19 protein-coding genes and 1 pseudogene are annotated in these 18,587 nt (G+C 59.2%); 10 read left to right on the forward strand and 10 right to left on the reverse strand.

The features are described from left to right. Positions 1 to 35: 35 nt before the first annotated feature. Positions 36 to 830 (reverse strand): AraC family transcriptional regulator, encoded by a 795-nt coding sequence (locus tag EAH78_RS23620; RefSeq protein ID WP_193560098.1) that lies wholly within the window; start codon positions 828 to 830, stop codon positions 36 to 38. 98 nt (positions 831 to 928) lie between these two features. Here EAH78_RS23620 and EAH78_RS23625 point away from each other — a divergent pair, with 98 nt between their 5' ends. Further along, entirely contained in the window at positions 929 to 1,816 is an 888-nt protein-coding gene (locus EAH78_RS23625) for a DMT family transporter (protein WP_140669674.1), read from the forward strand. A gap of 113 nt (positions 1,817 to 1,929) precedes the next feature. On the opposite strand, the gene EAH78_RS23630 is transcribed toward EAH78_RS23625, so the two are convergent. The 3 genes and pseudogenes from EAH78_RS23630 to EAH78_RS23640 all read right to left on the reverse strand — a co-directional run bounded on the left by EAH78_RS23630 (position 1,930) and on the right by EAH78_RS23640 (position 3,883). Next, positions 1,930 to 2,820 (reverse strand): esterase/lipase family protein, encoded by an 891-nt coding sequence (locus EAH78_RS23630; protein WP_140669675.1) that lies wholly within the window; start codon positions 2,818 to 2,820, stop codon positions 1,930 to 1,932. 119 nt (positions 2,821 to 2,939) lie between these two features. Then, positions 2,940 to 3,245, reverse strand: a complete 306-nt coding sequence (locus EAH78_RS23635) for a DMT family transporter (protein ID WP_140669676.1) — start codon at positions 3,243 to 3,245, stop codon at positions 2,940 to 2,942. Then, positions 3,246 to 3,883, reverse strand: a pseudogene (locus tag EAH78_RS23640) (FMN-dependent NADH-azoreductase). It abuts the gene before it with no gap. A gap of 120 nt (positions 3,884 to 4,003) precedes the next feature. Here EAH78_RS23640 and EAH78_RS23645 point away from each other — a divergent pair. Both EAH78_RS23645 and EAH78_RS23650 read left to right on the forward strand, forming a co-directional pair. Next, complete coding sequence (locus EAH78_RS23645) at positions 4,004 to 4,906, forward strand: LysR substrate-binding domain-containing protein (RefSeq protein WP_140669677.1); 903 nt, start codon at positions 4,004 to 4,006, stop codon at positions 4,904 to 4,906. A 114-nt stretch (positions 4,907 to 5,020) separates the two neighbouring features. Beyond that, on the forward strand, positions 5,021 to 5,551 hold the full coding sequence (locus EAH78_RS23650; RefSeq protein ID WP_140669678.1) for a ferritin-like domain-containing protein: 531 nt from the start codon (positions 5,021 to 5,023) through the stop codon (positions 5,549 to 5,551). A 120-nt stretch (positions 5,552 to 5,671) separates the two neighbouring features. On the opposite strand, the gene EAH78_RS23655 is transcribed toward EAH78_RS23650, so the two are convergent. After that, entirely contained in the window at positions 5,672 to 7,747 is a 2,076-nt protein-coding gene (locus tag EAH78_RS23655) for an AsmA family protein (protein ID WP_140669679.1), read from the reverse strand. 389 nt (positions 7,748 to 8,136) lie between these two features. Between EAH78_RS23655 and EAH78_RS23660 the strand changes: the two genes are divergently transcribed. The 7 genes from EAH78_RS23660 (at position 8,137) to EAH78_RS23690 (ending at position 13,231) form a co-directional block, all read left to right on the forward strand. Beyond that, a complete protein-coding gene (locus EAH78_RS23660) occupies positions 8,137 to 8,565 on the forward strand; it encodes a hypothetical protein (protein ID WP_140669680.1) in 429 nt (142 codons plus the stop codon). A 158-nt stretch (positions 8,566 to 8,723) separates the two neighbouring features. Beyond that, positions 8,724 to 9,356 (forward strand): TetR family transcriptional regulator, encoded by a 633-nt coding sequence (locus EAH78_RS23665; RefSeq protein ID WP_027921952.1) that lies wholly within the window; start codon positions 8,724 to 8,726, stop codon positions 9,354 to 9,356. Between the two features lie 161 nt (positions 9,357 to 9,517). Further along, on the forward strand, positions 9,518 to 10,018 hold the full coding sequence (gene ureE / locus EAH78_RS23670) for an urease accessory protein UreE (RefSeq protein WP_140669681.1): 501 nt from the start codon (positions 9,518 to 9,520) through the stop codon (positions 10,016 to 10,018). Beyond that, a complete protein-coding gene (locus EAH78_RS23675; protein ID WP_140669682.1) occupies positions 10,015 to 10,689 on the forward strand; it encodes an urease accessory protein UreF in 675 nt (224 codons plus the stop codon). Before ureE ends, EAH78_RS23675 begins: the two co-directional genes overlap by 4 nt. 23 nt (positions 10,690 to 10,712) lie before the next feature. After that, positions 10,713 to 11,327 carry an urease accessory protein UreG gene (gene ureG / locus EAH78_RS23680; protein WP_007947546.1) on the forward strand — a complete coding sequence of 205 codons (615 nt, stop codon included), beginning with the start codon at positions 10,713 to 10,715 and terminating at the stop codon, positions 11,325 to 11,327. A gap of 29 nt (positions 11,328 to 11,356) precedes the next feature. Then, positions 11,357 to 11,929 carry a HupE/UreJ family protein gene (locus EAH78_RS23685; protein WP_140669683.1) on the forward strand — a complete coding sequence of 191 codons (573 nt, stop codon included), beginning with the start codon at positions 11,357 to 11,359 and terminating at the stop codon, positions 11,927 to 11,929. Between the two features lie 174 nt (positions 11,930 to 12,103). Continuing rightward, complete coding sequence (locus EAH78_RS23690) at positions 12,104 to 13,231, forward strand: AGE family epimerase/isomerase (protein ID WP_140669684.1); 1,128 nt, start codon at positions 12,104 to 12,106, stop codon at positions 13,229 to 13,231. Positions 13,232 to 13,339: 108 nt separating this feature from the next. On the opposite strand, the gene EAH78_RS23695 is transcribed toward EAH78_RS23690, so the two are convergent. The 5 genes from EAH78_RS23695 to livM form a co-directional block, all read right to left on the reverse strand. Beyond that, a complete protein-coding gene (locus EAH78_RS23695) occupies positions 13,340 to 14,107 on the reverse strand; it encodes an SDR family oxidoreductase (RefSeq protein WP_027921957.1) in 768 nt (255 codons plus the stop codon). Positions 14,108 to 15,046: 939 nt separating this feature from the next. Next, entirely contained in the window at positions 15,047 to 15,352 is a 306-nt protein-coding gene (locus tag EAH78_RS23705; RefSeq protein WP_140669685.1) for an HdeA/HdeB family chaperone, read from the reverse strand. Positions 15,353 to 15,718: 366 nt separating this feature from the next. After that, positions 15,719 to 16,435: an ABC transporter ATP-binding protein gene (locus EAH78_RS23710; protein WP_140669686.1), complete on the reverse strand. Its 717-nt coding sequence runs from the start codon at positions 16,433 to 16,435 to the stop codon at positions 15,719 to 15,721. Next, positions 16,432 to 17,307, reverse strand: a complete 876-nt coding sequence (locus EAH78_RS23715) for an ABC transporter ATP-binding protein (RefSeq protein WP_140669687.1) — start codon at positions 17,305 to 17,307, stop codon at positions 16,432 to 16,434. Before EAH78_RS23715 ends, EAH78_RS23710 begins: the two co-directional genes overlap by 4 nt. Then, positions 17,304 to 18,587: a high-affinity branched-chain amino acid ABC transporter permease LivM gene (gene livM, locus EAH78_RS23720; RefSeq protein WP_027921960.1), complete on the reverse strand. Its 1,284-nt coding sequence runs from the start codon at positions 18,585 to 18,587 to the stop codon at positions 17,304 to 17,306. The genes EAH78_RS23715 and livM overlap by 4 nt, the downstream gene beginning before the upstream one ends.

The raw sequence follows: 18,587 nt of genomic DNA on the forward strand, positions 1-18,587 counted from the left end.
GGTACGGCCTCATGCTGGAGTGTAGACAACCCCTGTTACACCTTCCTGTTCTCCAGGTGACTGCGTCGATACTGCTCCGGCGTACACGCGGCCTGACGCTGAAACATTGCGATAAAAGCCGAACCGGTGCTGTAACCCATGTCGAAGGCGATGTCCTGAACACTGCGATGGCTGTCCAGCGCCTCGATCGCCGCCAGGAAGCGCAAGCGCTGGCGCCATTCACCAAAACTCATGCCCAGTTCGCGAACGAACTGCCGTGCCAAGGTGCGTTCGCTGACGTGGATCTGCGCAGCCCAGTCTGCCAGGGGCCGGTTATCGCCCGGTTCGGCTTGCAAGGCTTCCAGTATCCCGAGCAACCCCGGACTGCTGGCGTAGGGCAAATAGCATTCATGCACCGGCGCCAGTTGCAGCTGATCCACCAACACCTGGCCTAGACGAACGTCCGCCTCGTACTCGGGAATTTTCACGTCCCGCACCGCGAAGTCCTTGAGGATCGCTTTGAGAATGTCGCTGATCGCCAGCGTGCAGGCCTGTTGCGGCAACTCGCGGCACAACGACGGCGCCAGGCACACCGCGCGATAGTTGATCGGCTGATTGCTATAGAAGCTGTGCTCGGTCTCGGGCGGCACCCACACCGCGTATTGCGGCGGTGACATGAAACGGCTGTTGCCAATTTCCATGTGCAGCACGCCATTTGCCGAATACTCGAGGGTGCCCCAAGGGTGGCGGTGAGCCGAGGCGTATTCGTGGGTGTTGAAGTCGGCGTAGCGGAAGTAAATCGGGGCCGGCAGTTCGCTGAAATCCAGCAGGTCGATGTGTTTACTGGTCATGCTGTCCGTCATCAAGAGCCGATTGTCTGGATCGAAGTATAGGCCTGCATCCAGACAAGTGGATAATTGCCCCTCATTAACGTTCTGGTTTTTTTCCGATGCAATACGCTTATCCCCTGCTGGCCATTTTCATTTGGGCTGGCAACACCGTGATCACCAAAATGTCGGCCGGGGCCATCTTCCCCGCCGAGATCGGTTTCTACCGCTGGCTGCTGGCCGGGATGCTGTTCACGCCGTTCATGCTCAAACCGGTGATCGCGCATTGGCCGCAGATTCGTCCGAACCTGGGCAAGATTTTCGTCCTCGGTGTGCTGGGCATGGCGGTCTACCAGAGCCTGGCCTACTTCGCCGCGGCGCTGACCTCGGCCACCAACATGGGGATCATTCTGTCGCTGATGCCATTGATGTCGCTGGCCATGGCTATTGTCAGTCTCGGCCAACGCCTGACCGTCGGCGCCTTGGCCGGTGCGGTGCTGTCGTTTGCCGGCGTATTGGTGGTGGTGTCGTCCGGCAGTCTCGGTGCGTTACTTGAACACGGCGTGAACATGGGTGATGCGATGATGTTGATCGCCACGCTGGCCTACGCGATTTACAGCACGTTGCTGAAAAAATGGCAGCTGCGTTTGCCGCCGCTGGTGTTGTTGTATTTGCAGGTATGGGTGGCGGTGGTGGTGCTGTTTCCACTGTTTGCGGTTTCACCGAAAACCGGCCTTACCCTGCAGAACATTCCATTGGTGCTTTACGCCTGTCTGTTGGCTTCGATGCTAGCGCCACTGGCGTGGATGCAGGCGGTGGTGCGGTTGGGGCCGAGCCGAACCACGCTGTTTTTCAATTTGCTGCCGGTGATTACGGCGCTGATTGCGGCGGCGGTGCTGCATGAGCAGTTGGCGATGTACCACCTGGTGGGCGGGCTGTTGACGCTGGGTGGGGTGGTGCTTTCGGAGCGCTGGACCACGGTGATTGGCCATAAGGTCCGGGTTGCCTGATCTGGCGCCTTCGCGAGCAAGCCCGCTCCCACAGTTGATCGGCGTTGCCTGGATGAACGCGGTCAAATGTGGGAGCGGGCTTGCTCGCGAAGAACGATTACTCGGTGTACCTGTTAAACACCAGCCGCTTTAAGTCGCGCTGCATGCTCGACAAACAACCGGATCGGCTCGGCGCCCTTCCCCACCAATCCCAGCGACTGATTGACGATGTCGAAGTGATCCAGCGGATACTCATCGCCAATGACCGTCCCCAAGTGCGAGCTGTACCGCCCGACCATCCCGTCGCAATGCCCGACCTCCTTCACAAAGGTTTTGGCAAACAACCGGCAACTGCGATTGGTCCCGTCCAACAGGTTGCGCCCGCGGTCCGTAATGCCGGGCTGCAGCGTCCCGGACCACGAGTAATAACGCACGCCGTTGACCTCCTCCGGCCCGTGCCCGCCCCAAGTTTCAGGCAAGCCCTGTGGATAACGCTGATTGAACAGCGCCACGCCTTCAGTGGTGAGCGAGTGATGGGAAGCATGGACATCCACCGGCAGCTTCGGCCCGCGATAACCTGTTTCGAGCAGGCTCATCAACGCAGCAATCATCCGAACCAGAAAGCTCAGTAACCGGCCCTTGGCGCTGTCATGCGGGTAGTGTTTGTGCAGGTAGTCGGCCAGCTCCGAGCCGTGATTCGGCCCGGCCACCGAGGTCACCGACGCCACAAGGTCCGGGCGTTTGGCGGCCGCGTACCGGGCTGTGAGCGAACCCTGGCTGTGCCCGAACAGGTTGACCTTCTCGGCCCCGGTCTCGCGCAGGATTTCCTCGATCCGCGCCAAGAGCTGCTCGCCTCGCACTTCGCAGGAATTGAGCGGCGAGACTTGCACCGCAAACACGGTTGCCCCACCTTGGCGCAACGCCGAGACGATGCCGTACCAATAGGGGTAGAGCACCAGCCGGACAAACCCGAGCATTCCCGGGACCAAAACCAACGGGTAACGCGTGGCGAAACCTTGCGACATGGGCGAACGTCCTTGTGGTCGGTGAAATGAAGCAAGACGCGATGCAAGACGTCAGCCAAGCATCGTCACCGAAGATGACAACTCGACGACCAGTCTATGACAGCCGCCCCACTTCAGCGCTACTTCAACCCAACCACACCCGCCACGATGAGCCCGACCGACACCAGTTTGATCGCCGTCAGGCTTTCACCCAACAGCGCGAACCCCAGAAACACCGTGCCCAGTGATCCGATGGCGGTCCAGATCGGATACGCGATGCTCACCGGCAACTCGCGCATGGCCAGGGTCAGGAAGTAAATCCCGCCCACAGCGGCCACGATGGTGATCAGCGACGGCCACAGCCGGGTGAAGCCTTCGGCGTACTTCATGCCCATGGCGAAGGTGACTTCGAACCCGGCGGCGATCAGCAGAAACAGCCAGGCCATCTAAAACTCCCTGGCCAGCGCCAACAGGCGCTGCTCGGCCTCGGCGGCGGAGACCTGAAAGGTGCGCGCTTCGGACTCTTCGCCCTCGGCGGCGACCACCGTGATGTCGGTGATGCCAATGAACCCCAGTGCCGTGCGCAGCAATGGATCAGCGTGATTCATGGCTTCCAGCTCACCACCCGGGCCGAAACCGAAGCCGCCGCGGCTGGTGACAATCAAGGCTTTTTTGCCCTGTACCAGCGGCTCATATTGGCCACGCCGTTGTCCAGGGTGTGATTGAACGTCAGCCCGAGCCGCACAATCTGATCGATCCAGGCCTTGAGGCCGCTGGGTACGCTGAAGTTGTGCATCGGCGTGGAAATCACCAGCAGGTGGTGGCCGAGCAGTTCGCTCACCAATTCATCGCTGAAGGCCAGGTCGGCTTGCATCGACAGCGGTCGCGCCTCCGGCTCTGGGTAAAACGCGGCGGCGATAAAGGCTTCGTTGACCGTTGGGATTAGCGCCCGGCCGACTTCACGACGTGTCAATTGCGCATGAGGATTACGGACCTGCCATGCGGAAAGAAACACTTCGGCCAAACGGCGGGAGTGAGAGCGGTCGCCACGGGGGCTGGCGTGAATGGCAAGAATTTTACTCATCTGAATCTCCTTGGGATTACACTCGAGCGGCTTGTGGATTGCAGCTTGATGCTCCCAGCCAACCGCTTCAAATGAGCAGAAATCAGTCGGGATGAATCCATTTCATCCATGGAGTCTTGAATGTTTGCCTCGTTGCCGCTGACCGCCCTGCGCGCCTTTGAGTCCGCCTCCCGCTTGTTGAGCTTCAAGGCTGCCGCCGAAGAACTCTCGGTGACGCCGACCGCGGTGTCCCATCAGATTCGTTCACTGGAAACCTGGCTCGGTGTACCGCTGTTCGAGCGTTTACCCAGGCAAGTACGCCTGACCGACGGCGGCGAACGATTGTTTCACAGCCTGCACGGTGCCTTTCTGGATGTGGCGCAAAGCGTCGACACCTTGCGCCCGCAGCGCAACGGCGCCAGCCTGACGGTTTCCACCACCGCCGCCTTTGCGGCGTTGTGGCTGGTGCCGCGCCTCGGGCGCTTTTATGCGCGCCATCCCGGCATCAGCCTGCGCCTGGACACCCACTGTGAAGTGATCGATCTGCATCAGGACGCCAGCGTCGATCTGGTGCTGCGCTACAGTCTCGATACCTACCCCAACCTTTATGGCTTGTGCCTGTTCGATGAGTCCTTTGGCGTCTACGGCTCGCCCGAGCAAGTCGCGCTGGCCGCCACTCACACGCCGACGCTGATCAGCGTGCGCTGGCACAACTCCAAGTTGTACGCCCACGGCTGGGCGGCGTGGTGTGCACAGTCGGGCGAGTCATGGCTGGCAGGCAAACCGGCGGTTCGTGAATACGACGAAGAGCATTACGCCCTGCAAGCGGCGATTGCCGGGCAAGGCCTGGTGCTGGCGAGCAATATTCTGGTGTCGGAAAGCGTGGCCAGCGGGTTGCTGGTGGCGTATCGCGGCGAGATTCAGGTCGATGGCGCCGGCTATAGCGCGCTGTGCGTGCCGGGTCGCGAGCGGCACCCGCCGGTCCGCGCTTTTTTTGCGTGGTTGCGCGAGGAGGCGTTGCTGTCCGGGCATGCGTTGGCGTGATGCCGTCGATTACAAATTACATCAAACTTTTCGCCGCACGCATGACTCACAACTGTCGTAGCGATCACTTCTCTAGAGGGTGACGCCCACCGGATTAGCCTCCAGGAGAACGAGATGAGTGACATGCATTTGTCTGATGTAACCACGCTTCGCGAACGGGCTCGGCAGAATGTCGAGAATGGCGCGGTCACTGAAAGCTACAGCGCCGACCTTGATGAGGTACTGCGCCTGCTCAACGCGTCGTTGGCCACTGAACTGGTCTGCGTGTTGCGCTACAAGCGTCACTACTTCATGGCCAACGGCTTGAAAGCCCATGTGGCGGCCGGTGAGTTTCTCGAACACGCGACCCAGGAAGCCGAACACGCCGACCGTCTGGCCGAGCGTATTGTGCAACTTGGCGGGGAACCGGAGTTCAACCCTGATCTGTTGTCGAAAAATTCCCATGCCCAATACGTGGCGGGGAACAATCTCAAGGAGATGGTCTACGAGGATCTGGTTGCCGAGCGCATCGCCATCGACAGCTATCGCGAGATCATTCAGTACATAGGCGAGAAAGACCCGACGACGCGGCGGATCTTTGAGGACATCCTGGCTCAGGAAGAAGAGCATGCGGATGACATGGCTGACATTCTGAAAGATTTGTAGCGCCTGACAGACCGCCTTCGCGAGCAAGCCCGCTCCCACATTAAACCGAGTTCCTGAAGATGGAATACGGTCGAATGTGGGAGCGGGCTTGCTCGCGAAGGGGCCAGCATGAACAACCCATTACTTTGTGGGCTTGACGGTCACCGGTGCCTTGCCCGCCTTCATCTGCTCCAGCAACGGCGCACACTGGTTCGGCTCACCACCACTGGGCGCCACCAGCGCCAGCAACCCGGCCGCCGGCGCTGCAATCACGCCCAACGCCACCATCCCCGCCCCGCGCAGCATCAGCGGCACCGCTTTAACCCCCGCGTCTGGCTTGATGAATTTGCCCCGCACGTACAGCGGCGAGCGCAGTGAAATCAAGCGCCAGCCTTTAGACTCCGGCGTAATGGCCAGGTCCAGTTGTTCGGTCGCCATGTTCGCGGTGCCATCGATGTAGATGATCGCGTTCTCGGTATCGAAGACGAACAGGCGCGTGGTCGCCAGCCCGGTCTTGATATCGAAGTCGGCCGCCGCGCAATTGATCTTCACTTCCTTGTCGCCGAAGATTTTGCCGACCACGTAGTTACCAACGTTGAGCCCGGCCAGTTCCATCAGCTCGCGGCTGATCGCGCCGTCATTGATCAGCAACTTCAGATTGCCGTTGGCGCTGCCCAACAGCTTGGCCACCGAGTTACCGCGCCCCGAGATGTCGGCATCGCCATTGAGCTCGCCGAAACTGGTTTTCATCGGTTCGAAGGTCGGGAACAGTTGCTTGAGTTTGAACTTGCGCGCAGTGAGTTTGGCCTGCCCTTCCAGCGGTTCAGTCCGGCCATTCAAGCGAATCTGCGCTTCCAGAGTGCCGCCCGCCACGCCAAAACGCAGGGGTTCGAGGCTGAGTTGGCCGTCGGTCAACACCAGGTGCGTATAGAGGTCGGTGAACGGTAGCTTCTCGCTGTGGACAATGCGCTTGCCGGTTAATTCGACGTCGGCGTCCATGTCACGCCAGCGCTCGGTCTTGAACTCTTCGACCGGCAACACTTTGTCCGCAGGCTGCTGGCTGTCAGCGCCGCGGGCCTTTTGCTTGGCATTGGAGTCGGCGCCAATCAGCGGCGCCAAGTCTGCGAACAGCAATTGATTGGAAAGCAGCGAACCACTGAGTTTGGGCCTTGGCTGACTGGCGACGTAAGCCAGGCTGCCATGAATGTCACTCTCGCCGATCTTGCCGTTGAACTCCTCATAGCGGAACACCGCGCCACCGGGCTCATGCAGCTTGGCAATCAAATGGCCGTCGGTGGCGTATGGCGGCGTGTCCGGTAGCGTCACGCCGGTCAACGGATACAGATTGCCGAGGCTGGTCCCGGCCAGTTTCAGTCGCAAATCCAGCGCGCCGAGGTTCAGCGGATCGGTCAGGGTGCCGGCCAGTTCGACGCTGGTATCGGCAATCTTTACCTGGGCCTGCAGCGGGAACGGCTTGGCCGCATCCTGCAGGGCCAACAAGCCGCCAATCTTGCCGGAGCCTTCGAGTTTCTGCGCGTGGTATTGGCCTTTAACCTTGAGGGCGAAGGCGTAATCCTGTGGCGCAGCACCCTTTTCAAGGGCGGTTTTCGCAGCTTTGTCACCGACGATGTCGCTGAACGGAATCGGTTTGCCCAGCGGATCGATCAGCACGTCGAGTTGAGTCTTCAGGTTCTGATCGTCAAGGGTGACATGGCCCTTGTCGAAACCGATGGCGCCAATGTCGACCACCCAATTCGACGGTTCGGCGTTCGGGTCTTTCGGGTCGAATTTGAAGGTCCAGTTGGCGCGGCCGTCGGCCAGACGCTGGAGCTGGGCGTACGGTTCGGTCAGGTCGATGCGCGGAATCACCACCCGCTGCGCCAGCAGGGCCAGCGGCGAAATACGCAGCTCAACGCGCTTGAGGGTGACCATTTGCGGCTGCTTCGACCAATCCGGATTGCCGAGGCTCAGGTCTTCGGCCACCACATGCGGCCACGGCACCCAGGCCCGCCAGCCACCCTCGTCAGGCTCGCGCTGCCAGACCACCGCGAGGTTGCCATTAATAGCAAACGCTCGGTGCAGCTCTTCGGAGACTTTGGTGTTGATCGTGGGTTTGATCCGGTTCCAATCGAAGAACACGATGATCAGCACGAGTATCGCCAGCAGAACAACCAGGCTGGCAAAGACCCAGGCAAAAATTTTGGGGGGGCGCGTCATTGCACAGAACTCCTGAATACGACTGAACGCCCTGACAGCGACGCACGTGTGAAACGTTAGGCCAGAACCGGCCTGCCATGACAGCTAGGACTGGGAAAAGCCGCGCAGGTTTAACCGAAAAGCCTATTAACGTTCAAATAATCGGCCGCGATCACTCTGCGCGCTCCAAACGGTGTTACCGCCACCCGCACTGTTGTGCGGCACGAGTGAGTCGAAACTTCCCACTCCAGTGCAAAAACACCTGCCGGAAAGGCCCGTTCTAGAGCGCTCCAGCAGAACAATCAATTCTGTTGATTATTACCATTGCGTTTATGAACTTTCATATCGACTTATCGAGAGTAGCATTGCCCTCGTACCCACTTTATCGCCCTCCCAAGGAGCAACCCATCATGAAACGCCAATTACTGCTTAGCCTGACCCTCTCGATGCTAGCCAGCACCGCTTTCGCTCTGCCAGCCGCTGATCAGGCCACCCCGCAAGTCAAAGACAACCACTCGGTGTTCAGCCAAACCGTTGCCGCCGATGGTGCCGACCGCACTCCACAAGGCCAGACCCTTGCCGAAGGCGGTAACGATCGCCTGAAAGAAAAAGGCTTGATCACTCAAGATGGCTCGGATCGCACCCCACAAGGCCAGACCCTGGCTGCCGATGGTTCCGATCGCACTCCACAAGGTCAAACCCTGGCTGCTGACGGTTCCGACCGTACTCCACAAGGCCAAACCCTCGCTGAAGGTGGTTCCGACCGTACCCCACAAGGCCAAACCCTTGCCGAAGGTGGTGGTGACCGTGTGATCGAACGCAACAGCGCTCTGAGCTAAGCCTCATGGCCGCCCTGAAAAAAAGCCCAATCACCGGATTGGGCTTTTGACTTATAGAGAAGCCGCGTTTCCCCGCCTTATCCCCCGATAGTCGTTCGACGCCAGCGAAGCCGATTTGCTAGAGTGCGCCGCTGTCCTGTCCAGAAAACACCCTTGCGATGCTGCCCCGCGCCGAACAGAAACAACAAACCCGCAACGCCCTGATGGACGCTGCTCGTCACCTGATGGAATGTGGCCGAGGATTCGGCAGCCTCAGCTTGCGCGAAGTGGCGAAAACCGCCGGCATTGTGCCCACCGGCTTTTACCGGCATTTCGCCGATATGGATGAACTGGGCCTGGTGCTGGTCAGCGAAGTCGGCCAGACCTTCCGCGAAACCATTCGCCTGGTGCGCCATAACGAATTCGTCATGGGCGGCATTATCGATGCGTCGGTGCGGATCTTTCTCGACGTGGTCAGTGCCAATCGTTCGCAATTTCTGTTTCTTGCCCGCGAGCAATACGGCGGATCGCTGCCAGTGCGGTTGGCGATCGGGCGGTTGCGTGAGGACATCAGCTCGGATCTGGCGGCTGACTTGTCGTTGATGCCAAAGCTTCAGCACCTGGACATTGCCGGGTTGAGCGTGATGGCGGACCTGATTGTAAAAAGTGTGTTCGCGACACTGCCCGACATCATCGATCCGCCCGCCGAAGCGCTACCGGAGCATCTGACGCCGCAAGCGAAGATCACCCAGCAACTGCGCTTCATTTTCATCGGCCTAAAACACTGGCAAGGCCTCGGCAGTACCGAATAATTCCACATTGGTGCGTGAAAACTTTCCGCGCACCAATTTGATCCAAAATCCTGCAACATTCAGAAACACCCACTGCGCTCCGACAGGTATTTCCTACGTATCCCCCGATTGGCAAGCCCCTTGCTCTAGCCTGAGCATTGCCCATTGCTGGAAGCCTTCCGATGCTGGTGATTCATCGCAGAATCGACCCTCAACCCGTCTGGGCCGCTGAATTGCACCTGACCTTCGAAGCCCGGAGCAAAAGCCGTGTGCGCTGTTTCAGTGCCGAAGGCGAAGACGTCGGGTTGTTTTTGGAGCGCGGTCAGCCGCCCCTGTATGACGGTGAGTGTCTGCAAGCCGAAGACGGGCGCATCGTGCGCGTCTGCGCCCGTCCCGAACAATTGCTGCACGTTACCTGCGCCAATGCCTTCGAGCTGACCCGCGCCGCCTATCACCTCGGCAACCGTCATGTTGCCCTGCAAATCGGTGATGGCTGGTTGCGCCTGCTCGACGATTACGTGCTCAAAGCCATGCTTGAACAGCTAGAGGCCAAGGTCGACAACATCGAAGCGCCGTTCCAGCCGGAACACGGCGCCTATGGCGGCGGTCATCACCATTCGCGGCAGGGTGACGAAGACTTCAACTACCCGCCGAAACTGCACCAGTTCGGCGTCCGCTTATGAACCCGGCCTGGGCGCTGCTGCGCCTGGCCAGTCCGCAGCTGCCGATTGGCGGCTACAGCTATTCCCAGGGTCTGGAAATGGCGGTGGATAACGGTCGGGTGAGCGACGCAGACGGCGCACGACGCTGGATCAGCGATCAATTGTTGCTGAACCTGGCGCGGTTCGAAGCGCCGCTGTTGCTCGCCCATTGCATAGCCGCAGCGGAGGAAAACTGGGCCGAATTGCAGCAACGCTGCGAAGAACACCGGGCCAGTCGGGAAACCCGAGAGGTGTATCAAGAGAGCCGGCAGATGGGCTACTCCTTGCAACAACTGCTCGCCGGTTTACCTGAGCTGGATGCGCCTGCCCGCGCCTTCCTCGAACAACGCCCCGAACCGCATCTCGCCCTCGGCTGGGCGCTGGCCGCCCGGGCCTGGGGGATCAGTCCACAGGATGCGCTGGCTGCGTGGCTTTGGAGCTGGCTGGAAAACCAATTGGCGGTGCTGATGAAAACCCTGCCGCTGGGCCAGCAAGCCGCGCAACGCCTGACCAGCGAACTGCTGCCGCTGCTGCAACAAGCCCGGCAGGACGCCACCCGAATCAACCCCGAACACACTGGCAGCGCCGCGTTTGGCCTGTCCCTGGCCTGCATGGCCCATGAGCGCCAGTACAGCCGTCTGTTCCGTTCCTAGGGCCTTTAAATTTGGAGAAGCACATGAACACACAACCCCTGCGCGTCGGCATCGGCGGCCCGGTCGGTTCCGGTAAAACAGCCCTGACCCTGGCCCTGTGCCTGGCCCTGCGCGAGCGCTACAACCTGGCCGTCGTCACCAACGACATTTACACCCGCGAAGACGCCGACTTTCTGGTGCGCAACGAAGCCTTGGCCCCGGAGCGGATCATCGGCGTGGAAACCGGCGGCTGCCCGCACACGGCGATCCGCGAAGACGCCTCGATCAACCTCGAAGCCGTGGATCAACTGAACCGTCGCTTTCCGGGGCTGGACCTGATTCTGGTGGAATCCGGTGGCGACAATCTCTCGGCAACGTTCAGCCCTGAACTGTCCGACCTGACGATCTATGTAATCGACGTTTCGGCCGGCGACAAACTCCCGCGCAAGGGCGGCCCCGGCATCTGCAAATCCGATCTGCTGGTGATCAACAAAGTCGACCTCGCGCCATTGGTGGGTGCGTCGCTGGAGATGATGGACAGCGACACCAAACGCATGCGCAACGGCAAACCATTTGTGTTCAGCAACCAGAAAACCGGTCTGGGCCTTGAAGAAATCATCGCTTTCATCGAACGCCAGGGCCTGCTGACAGCGGCCTGATCCCGACTTATCAACAAGGAAGCTTATCCATGACACTGAAACGCATCCTGGGCGCCGTGGCCCTGCTGCTGACCCCAGCCATCGCCTTCGCCCATCCGGGACACGGCGACAACGGTTTGATCGCCGGCATCAGCCATCCGATGGGCGGCCTCGATCACTTGCTGGCGATGGTGGCCGTCGGCTTGTGGGCGGCGCAGCAAAAAGGCGCGGCGCGCTGGGCGCTGCCGTGTACGTTTGTTGGCACGATGCTGATTGGCGGGTTGCTGGGGTTTGAAGGGCTGAACCTGCCGGCACTGGAAGGCGGGATTGCCGCGTCGGTACTCGCGTTGGGCTTGGCCGTGGCGCTGGCGGTGCGTCCGCCATTGAGCGTAGCGGTGGCGGCGACGGCGTTGTTTGCGCTGTTCCATGGTGTGGCGCATGGGCTGGAGTTGCCGGAGATGTCGAGCCCTTGGGCGTATGCGGCCGGGTTCGTGGCGGCGACGGCGGCGTTGCATGCAGTGGGTTATGCGCTCGTTCGCGTGTTGCCGCAAGCGGCGGCTCCGCTGGTTCGGCTGGCGGGTGCGGCTTCTGCAGCGACTGGGGTCTGGTTGTTGGCGAACTGATTTTTTTATCGCCAGTAATGGCCTCTTCGCGAGCAAGCCCGCTCCCACATTTGTTCTGTGTACACAGTTCCAGTGTGGGAGCGGGCTTGCTCGCGAAGGCGGCCTGACAGACACCGCATCTCTCAGGCCTGCTAACATGTCGCGCAATCAACCCTGCCGTGACGACGCCAGCCAATGCCGCCTGTTTCCTGCTCCGACTCCCAGCCTGAACTGACCGCCCTGTTCGCCTCGGTGCAACAGCACTTCCAGGACGTGATCGTGCCGCTCTGGCAAGGCCCTGGCTGGAATGCCGACATGGCGCTGCCGTATGAAGCACTGGATGCGCAGCATCAGCCGCTGCCGCCTCAACGCTACCGGGCCATGGCCTGCGCACGGCAGCTGTATCTGTTTTCCAGCCTGATAGGCCAGGTGCCGGGCGCCAAAGAGCGTGCCGCCGCGCTGTTCCGTTCCCTGCAGCAGCACTTCCACGATGCCGAACACGGCGGCTGGTTCTACAGCATCGACCCGCAAGGCGCGCCTCTCGACCCGCGCAAAGACCTCTATACCCACGCGTTCATCCTGTTCGCCTGCGCCCATTACTGGGACAAGGTCCGCGAACCGCTAGTGGAGTCGGTGCTCAATGCTGCGCTGGAAGTGATCGCTCAGCGTTTCGCCACAGGCGACGGCCTGTATGAAGCCAGCCTCAATCGTGACTGGTCCTCGCTGAATTCCGGGCCGCTGCAAAATCCCTTGATGCACTTGGCCGAAGCCTTCCTCGCCACCCTATCGGTGCGTGAAGACGCCGCTGTGCAACGTGCGCTCATCGACTTATGCAAAGCGATGCAGAAGCACTTCATCGACCCGCAACAGAGCGTGCTGATGGAGAAACCGCTGGGCGCTGTGGATAACTGGTTTGAACCGGGGCATCAGTTCGAGTGGTATTTCCTGCTGGAGTCTTCGCCGTTGCTACGGGGCTCGGCATTACATACTTCGCTTGATTGTGCATTTACGCTGACCGAGCAGATGGGGGTTGATCCGCAGACAGGCGCCGTTTTGGCAATGCTCAATCTGAATGGCTTAGCGAAGGATGCCACCCAGCGCATCTGGGCCCAGGCTGAATACCTGCGCGCCCTGACCTTGCGGCCCGACAGCGAGGCCTCTGTGCTGCGTCAATTGCAGGCGCTGCAACAGCGTTTCCTGCATGCGCGCGGTTGGTATGAGTGTCGTGATGAGCAAGGTGAAGTGAGCCGCAAGGACATGCCGTCGACGACGCCTTATCACTTGGCGACCTGCTATCGCGGGTTGGCCGACTTTCTCGAATAGGTCTCATGTGGCGAGGGAGCTTGCTCCCGCTGGACTGCGCAGCAGTCCCTTCCTTAAATATAAGGGGGCCGCTTCGCGGCCCAACGGGAGCAAGCTCCCTCGCCACAATTACGCCTTGGCATTACGCTCGATGGAAAAACCAGCCCAAGTCTGGCTCACCGGCATCAACTCCAGGCTGTTGATGTTGATATGCGCCGGCGCATTCATCACCCAGAAAATAGTCTCGGCGATATCCTGCGGCTGGATCGGCTCGGCACCCGCATACGTCGCGTTATAACGCTCCTGATCACCGGCAAAACGCACCAGTGAGAACTCGCTCTCACACAGGCCCGGCTCAATGTTGCTGACGCGCACGCCAGTGCCTTGCAGGTCGCAACGCAGGTTCAGCGAGAACTGTTTGACGAACGCCTTGCTCGCGCCATACACGTGGCTGCCCGGATATGGATAGTTGCCGGCGATAGAGCCAAGGTTGACGATGCCGGCGCCACGACCATGGGCAATCAGGCGCGGCAGCAGCAAACGGGTGCTGTACATCAGGCCTTTGATGTTGGTGTCGACCATGGTGTCCCAATCGTCGAGATCGCACTTCGGTGCCGGGTCCACACCGAGCGCCAGCCCGGCGTTGTTGATCAGCCCGCGCAATTTGGCGAAGGACGGCGGCAGGTTGGCAATCGCTTCCTCCATGGCTTTGCGATCACGCACGTCGAGCACCAGGCCATGCACTTCGGTCTGCTTCGACAACTCGGCGCACAGGGCATTCAGGCGCTCTTCACGACGACCTGTCAGCACCAGTTTCCAGCCAGCCTCGGCAAAACGGCGGGCACAGGCTTCACCAAAACCGGAGGTCGCGCCGGTAATAAACAGGGTGTTGGACATCGTGTTCTCCTTGCTTCGGCTGACGGACAGCCCTTGGAATAGAAAATCAGCTGGCAGCATGCCCGGCCTTGCTAACAGCGGCAACCACCGCAAAGCTGTACAAAAAACAACCAAACCGGTCAACACCTTACGCACCGTGGCTTGCAGCCATGTACGCGCACGTTATCCACAGGCCGGTCCACAGTTTCCGGGGGCAAGTGGAAAAGCTGGAAGCCGCTGTGTACAAGGCTTTGCGGGGCGTTTTGAAAGTTTTTAGCTTGACCCTCGAATGCTCGCGGTGTAGCGCAGGGCATTTTGCACGATTGATCCTACAAAGCAGCGATGGCGCCAAGCCAGTAACTACGGCCCTCAGCCGAGTCTTTCCAGAGTTTAATCACAGACTTATCCACAGGCTGGCCCCGCCCGTTTTACCCCTCTTTTGTTCCCAATAAAAAGATTGACAACGTCGGTTCTCCCCCACGCAAATACGCCTGATCAAAAAATAACCATAGCGCTACAAGCCACGTATTCAAAGGCGCTCAGCCAGCTACTCCCACGTTATTCACAGCCAGTTCCACAGCAAACGGGGACAAGTCAAAACCGTGACAAAACAACTATTTGCAGCGGCTTTATGTCGCGCTTTCAGAGCTTGTGAATATTGTTTTCCACAATTTCAAGAAAGCACACGACGCCCCCCCCTGAGCGAGTCGGTTGCCCCACAGGGAATGGTGATGAATTGGGAAACAATCAGGAGGCGATTTATATCCGCCCTCCTGATTACATCCGGGATGACGAAGGCTTCGTGGGGGGATATTCGCTGGCCGGCAATCGGTTCTTGAGAACCAGGCCAGCGAAACACTCAACCAGCTATGTCCGTCAAACTAACGGACTCACAAAACGGTAATAACGCTCGCCGGCATTAAAACACCGACAAGCGCCTCAGGTTTATGACGACATCACTCAGAACAGTTTCTTAATTTCCTCTGTAAAACTGGAAGCTTTTTTCTCTGGGTTCTTTTTACACCGCTTTACATATTCAGGAAGAATTTCTGTTTTAAGTTTTTCTTTAGTGAAAGATCCCCCATTAGAATTGATATTTTCGTCGACTGAATACCAAAGTGCGATTGTGGCTTGGGATAGCGGAGGCGTTACAAGGAACTCCTTGCACGTCATATCATCGGGATTAGCCGACGCGGCATAAACACCGCTGACGGATGCGAGCATCACGCTAGCAAGGGCCATTTTGCAAAAAAACTTATGAGTCATTTTAAGCGTCTCCACAGACTTGGATAACACCTCTCTATATAAGAGGCCATATCATGCATTGATTTGCGCTAAAAATAGAACTTAAGTGTAGCGTCATTACAAGCACACGCCGGGTAAGTATAGACGCTTTCCCGCAGTGTCAAGTCTATTTTTAGTACATAACTATGACACCTACAACAACCAATAGCTGTTGCAATCAAGATTGAGCTTACTAGATCAAATTAGAGCCAATTTATAATTTAACTTTCTAATATCAGATTTGCGCGAGCCAGTGCCTGAATATTTCGAACTCAACCAACGCTTCTCTTTCCACCATAAAAAAGCCCCGGCGATTGCGCGCCGGGGCTTGTGCATAACAACGCAGACTCAATGACCGCCGAGATAAGCGTTACGCACTTCCTCGTTCACCAGCAGCTCCTTGCCGGTGCCCGTGAGGCGGATCTCGCCGTTGACCATCACGTACGCCCGGTCCGACAGCTTGAGCGCGTGGTTGGCGTTCTGCTCGACCAGGAAGATGGTCATGCCGGTTTTGGCGAGTTCCCGCAAGGTCGAGAAGATCTGTTTCACCACAATCGGCGCCAACCCCAGGCTCGGCTCGTCGAGCAACAGCAGTTTCGGCCGGCTCATCAACGCACGGGCGATGGCGAGCATTTGCTGCTCGCCGCCGGACATGGTCATCGCCCGCTGATTGCGCCGCTCTTCAAGTCGCGGGAAGAGCTCGAACATGCGTTGCATGTCTTCCTTGGCGTACTTGTCACCGATAGGGATGGTGCCCATCAGCAGGTTTTCCTCGACGGTCATGTCGGGGAACACCCGCCGCCCTTCCGGCGATTGCGCGATACCGTTGGACGCGATGTAGTGGGACGACTTGTGGGTGATGTCCACGCCCTGATAGATGATCTGCCCGTCTGCCGCACGCGGCTGGCCGAAGATCGACATCAGCAGGGTCGACTTGCCGGCACCGTTGGAGCCGATCAGGCTGACGGTTTCACCTTCATTGATGTGCAGCGAGACTTTCTTCAGGGCCTGGATCGGCCCGTAGAACACATCCAGGTCCTTGAGTTCGAGGATCGGTTGACTCATAACACCACTTCCTCTTCATCAGCGCCCAGGTAGGCCGCAATCACTTTCGGGTCGTTGCGGATCGCATCGGGGCCGCCCTCGGCGATGACGACGCCGTGGTCCAGCACCACGATGTGGTCGGAAATACTCATCACCATGCCCATGTCGTGTTCGATCAACACCACGGTCAGATCGTGCTCGTCGCGCAGCAGCCGGATCATCGCACTCAGCGCTTCGGTTTCCTGAGGGTTGAGGCCGGCGGCCGGTTCGTCCAGGCAGATAATCTGCGGACGGGTGCACATGGCCCGGGCGATTTCCAGACGGCGTTGTTGGCCGTAGGACAGTTCGCCGGCGAGACGGTTGGCGCAATCCACCAGGTCCACCACTTCCAGCCAGTAGAAGGCATGGTCCAGCGCATCACTTTCAGCCTTGCGGTAGCCCTTGGTGTTGAGGATGCCCGCCAGCATGTTGCGGTTGACCCACATGTGTTGGGCCACCAGCAGGTTTTCCAGCACCGACATTTCCTTGAACAGGCGAATGTTCTGGAAGGTCCGCGCCAGCCCGGCACGGTTCACCAGGTGGGTGCCGCCGAACGCTTTGTAGAACAGCCGACTGGCGAAGGATTTAGGCGAGACGAAATCGGTCGGTTTGAACGATTCGCCCAACAGCTTGATGACGTTGGTTTTCTCGCCACGCACGTTGAGTTCGATTTTGCCGCCGGAGGCCTTGTAGAACCCGGTCAGGCAGTTGAACACCGTGGTCTTGCCGGCGCCGTTGGGGCCGATCAGGGCGAAGATCGAATTGCGCTTGACCTGCAGGCTGACATCATTCAACGCCTTGATGCCGCCAAAGTGCATCATCAGCTTCTCGACCGAGAGTACGACTTCGCTCATGGCGCTACTCCTTTACGCGGGGTCACACCGGTACGGCTGATCCGAATCAGGCCGCGCGGTCGCCAGATCATCATCAACACCATCAGGATGCCGAACAGCAGCACGCGGTATTCCGCGAAGCCACGCAGCAGCTCCGGGGCGACGGTCAGCACGAAGGCTGCAATCACCACGCCGATGGTCGAACCCATGCCGCCGAGTACCACGATGGCAAGGATCAGGGCCGATTCAAAGAAGGTAAACGAGGTCGGGTTGACGAAGCCTTGATAGGTGGCGAAAAACACGCCAGCCAGACCGGCCGTCGACGCGCCAATGGTGAACGCCGAGAGCTTCACCAGGACATGGTTCAGACCCATGGAGCGGCAGGCGATTTCGTCTTCACGCAAGGCTTCCCAGGCACGGCCAACCGGCATACGGGTCAAGCGATGCTTGATGTACAAAACCGCCAGCACGACCATGAACAACACCGCGTAAATGAAGTAGTACTTCACGTCGGGGTTGTAAGCGATGCCGAAGAACTCGTGGAACGGTATGCCACCGTCTTTCGCCCGTTTGCCGAACTCCAGACCGAAGAACGTTGGCAGCGGTGCCGGCATGCCGTTCGGGCCACCGGTCAGCGACAGCCAGTTGTTGAGGATCAAGCGGATGATTTCACCGAAGCCCAGGGTCACGATCGCCAGGTAGTCACCGTGCAGACGCAACACCGGGAAACCGAGGATGCAACCGGCTAGCCCGGCAGTGATTGCCGCCAGCGGCAGCACCGTCCAGAAGCCCAGGCCGAGGTACTGGTAACCGAGCGCCAGGCCATAGGCGCCGATGGCGTAGAACGCCACGTAACCCAGGTCGAGCAGGCCGGCCAGGCCAACCACGATGTTCAACCCCAGGCCGAGCAGCACGTAGATCAACCCGAGGATAACCACGCCCAGCAGGTAGGAGTTGGAGAAAAACGGAAACACCACGGCAATGACGATCATCAGCGGGATGATCCAGCGCAGCCGGGATTTGTAATCGGGCGGCAGTACATGAACCCCGGAGCCGGTGGTTTCAAACCCTTCGAGAATTTTCAGACCCTTGGGTGTTTGCAGGAACAGGCTCAGGGCAAAACGGCCCGCCATGACGATGGCGACAATCCACGCCACGCGTGTGGGTTGCAGGTTGAAGCCATAGCCGTCGAGGACAATGCCGACAATCGGACCAAATACGATGAGCGCTACAAGGCCGGCAAGTATCGCGTCAACCAGGCTTCTTTTGAGATCAATGGTTTTTTTAGTGGTTGAAGACAT

It is taken from the genome of Pseudomonas arsenicoxydans (assembly GCF_006438915.1).
Taxonomy (GTDB): domain Bacteria; phylum Pseudomonadota; class Gammaproteobacteria; order Pseudomonadales; family Pseudomonadaceae; genus Aquipseudomonas; species Aquipseudomonas arsenicoxydans_A.

Excerpts from the sequence above, each read along its gene's own strand:
- EAH78_RS23635 (WP_140669676.1), bottom strand. The coding sequence starts at position 3,245 with ATGGCCTGGCTGTTTCTGCTGATCGCCGCCGGGTTCGAAGTCACCTTC.
- EAH78_RS23650 (WP_140669678.1), top strand. The coding sequence starts at position 5,021 with ATGAGTGACATGCATTTGTCTGATGTAACCACGCTTCGCGAACGGGCT.
- EAH78_RS23675 (WP_140669682.1), top strand. The coding sequence starts at position 10,015 with ATGAACCCGGCCTGGGCGCTGCTGCGCCTGGCCAGTCCGCAGCTGCCG.
- EAH78_RS23620 (WP_193560098.1), bottom strand. The coding sequence starts at position 830 with ATGACCAGTAAACACATCGACCTGCTGGATTTCAGCGAACTGCCGGCC.
- EAH78_RS23695 (WP_027921957.1), bottom strand. The coding sequence starts at position 14,107 with ATGTCCAACACCCTGTTTATTACCGGCGCGACCTCCGGTTTTGGTGAA.
- EAH78_RS23710 (WP_140669686.1), bottom strand. The coding sequence starts at position 16,435 with ATGAGTCAACCGATCCTCGAACTCAAGGACCTGGATGTGTTCTACGGG.
- livM (WP_027921960.1), bottom strand. The coding sequence starts at position 18,587 with ATGTCTTCAACCACTAAAAAAACCATTGATCTCAAAAGAAGCCTGGTT.
- EAH78_RS23685 (WP_140669683.1), top strand. The coding sequence starts at position 11,357 with ATGACACTGAAACGCATCCTGGGCGCCGTGGCCCTGCTGCTGACCCCA.
- EAH78_RS23625 (WP_140669674.1), top strand. The coding sequence starts at position 929 with ATGCAATACGCTTATCCCCTGCTGGCCATTTTCATTTGGGCTGGCAAC.
- ureE (WP_140669681.1), top strand. The coding sequence starts at position 9,518 with ATGCTGGTGATTCATCGCAGAATCGACCCTCAACCCGTCTGGGCCGCT.
- EAH78_RS23655 (WP_140669679.1), bottom strand. The coding sequence starts at position 7,747 with ATGACGCGCCCCCCCAAAATTTTTGCCTGGGTCTTTGCCAGCCTGGTT.
- EAH78_RS23665 (WP_027921952.1), top strand. The coding sequence starts at position 8,724 with ATGCTGCCCCGCGCCGAACAGAAACAACAAACCCGCAACGCCCTGATG.
- EAH78_RS23645 (WP_140669677.1), top strand. The coding sequence starts at position 4,004 with ATGTTTGCCTCGTTGCCGCTGACCGCCCTGCGCGCCTTTGAGTCCGCC.
- EAH78_RS23630 (WP_140669675.1), bottom strand. The coding sequence starts at position 2,820 with ATGTCGCAAGGTTTCGCCACGCGTTACCCGTTGGTTTTGGTCCCGGGA.
- EAH78_RS23715 (WP_140669687.1), bottom strand. The coding sequence starts at position 17,307 with ATGAGCGAAGTCGTACTCTCGGTCGAGAAGCTGATGATGCACTTTGGC.
- EAH78_RS23690 (WP_140669684.1), top strand. The coding sequence starts at position 12,104 with ATGCCGCCTGTTTCCTGCTCCGACTCCCAGCCTGAACTGACCGCCCTG.
- EAH78_RS23705 (WP_140669685.1), bottom strand. The coding sequence starts at position 15,352 with ATGACTCATAAGTTTTTTTGCAAAATGGCCCTTGCTAGCGTGATGCTC.
- EAH78_RS23660 (WP_140669680.1), top strand. The coding sequence starts at position 8,137 with ATGAAACGCCAATTACTGCTTAGCCTGACCCTCTCGATGCTAGCCAGC.
- ureG (WP_007947546.1), top strand. The coding sequence starts at position 10,713 with ATGAACACACAACCCCTGCGCGTCGGCATCGGCGGCCCGGTCGGTTCC.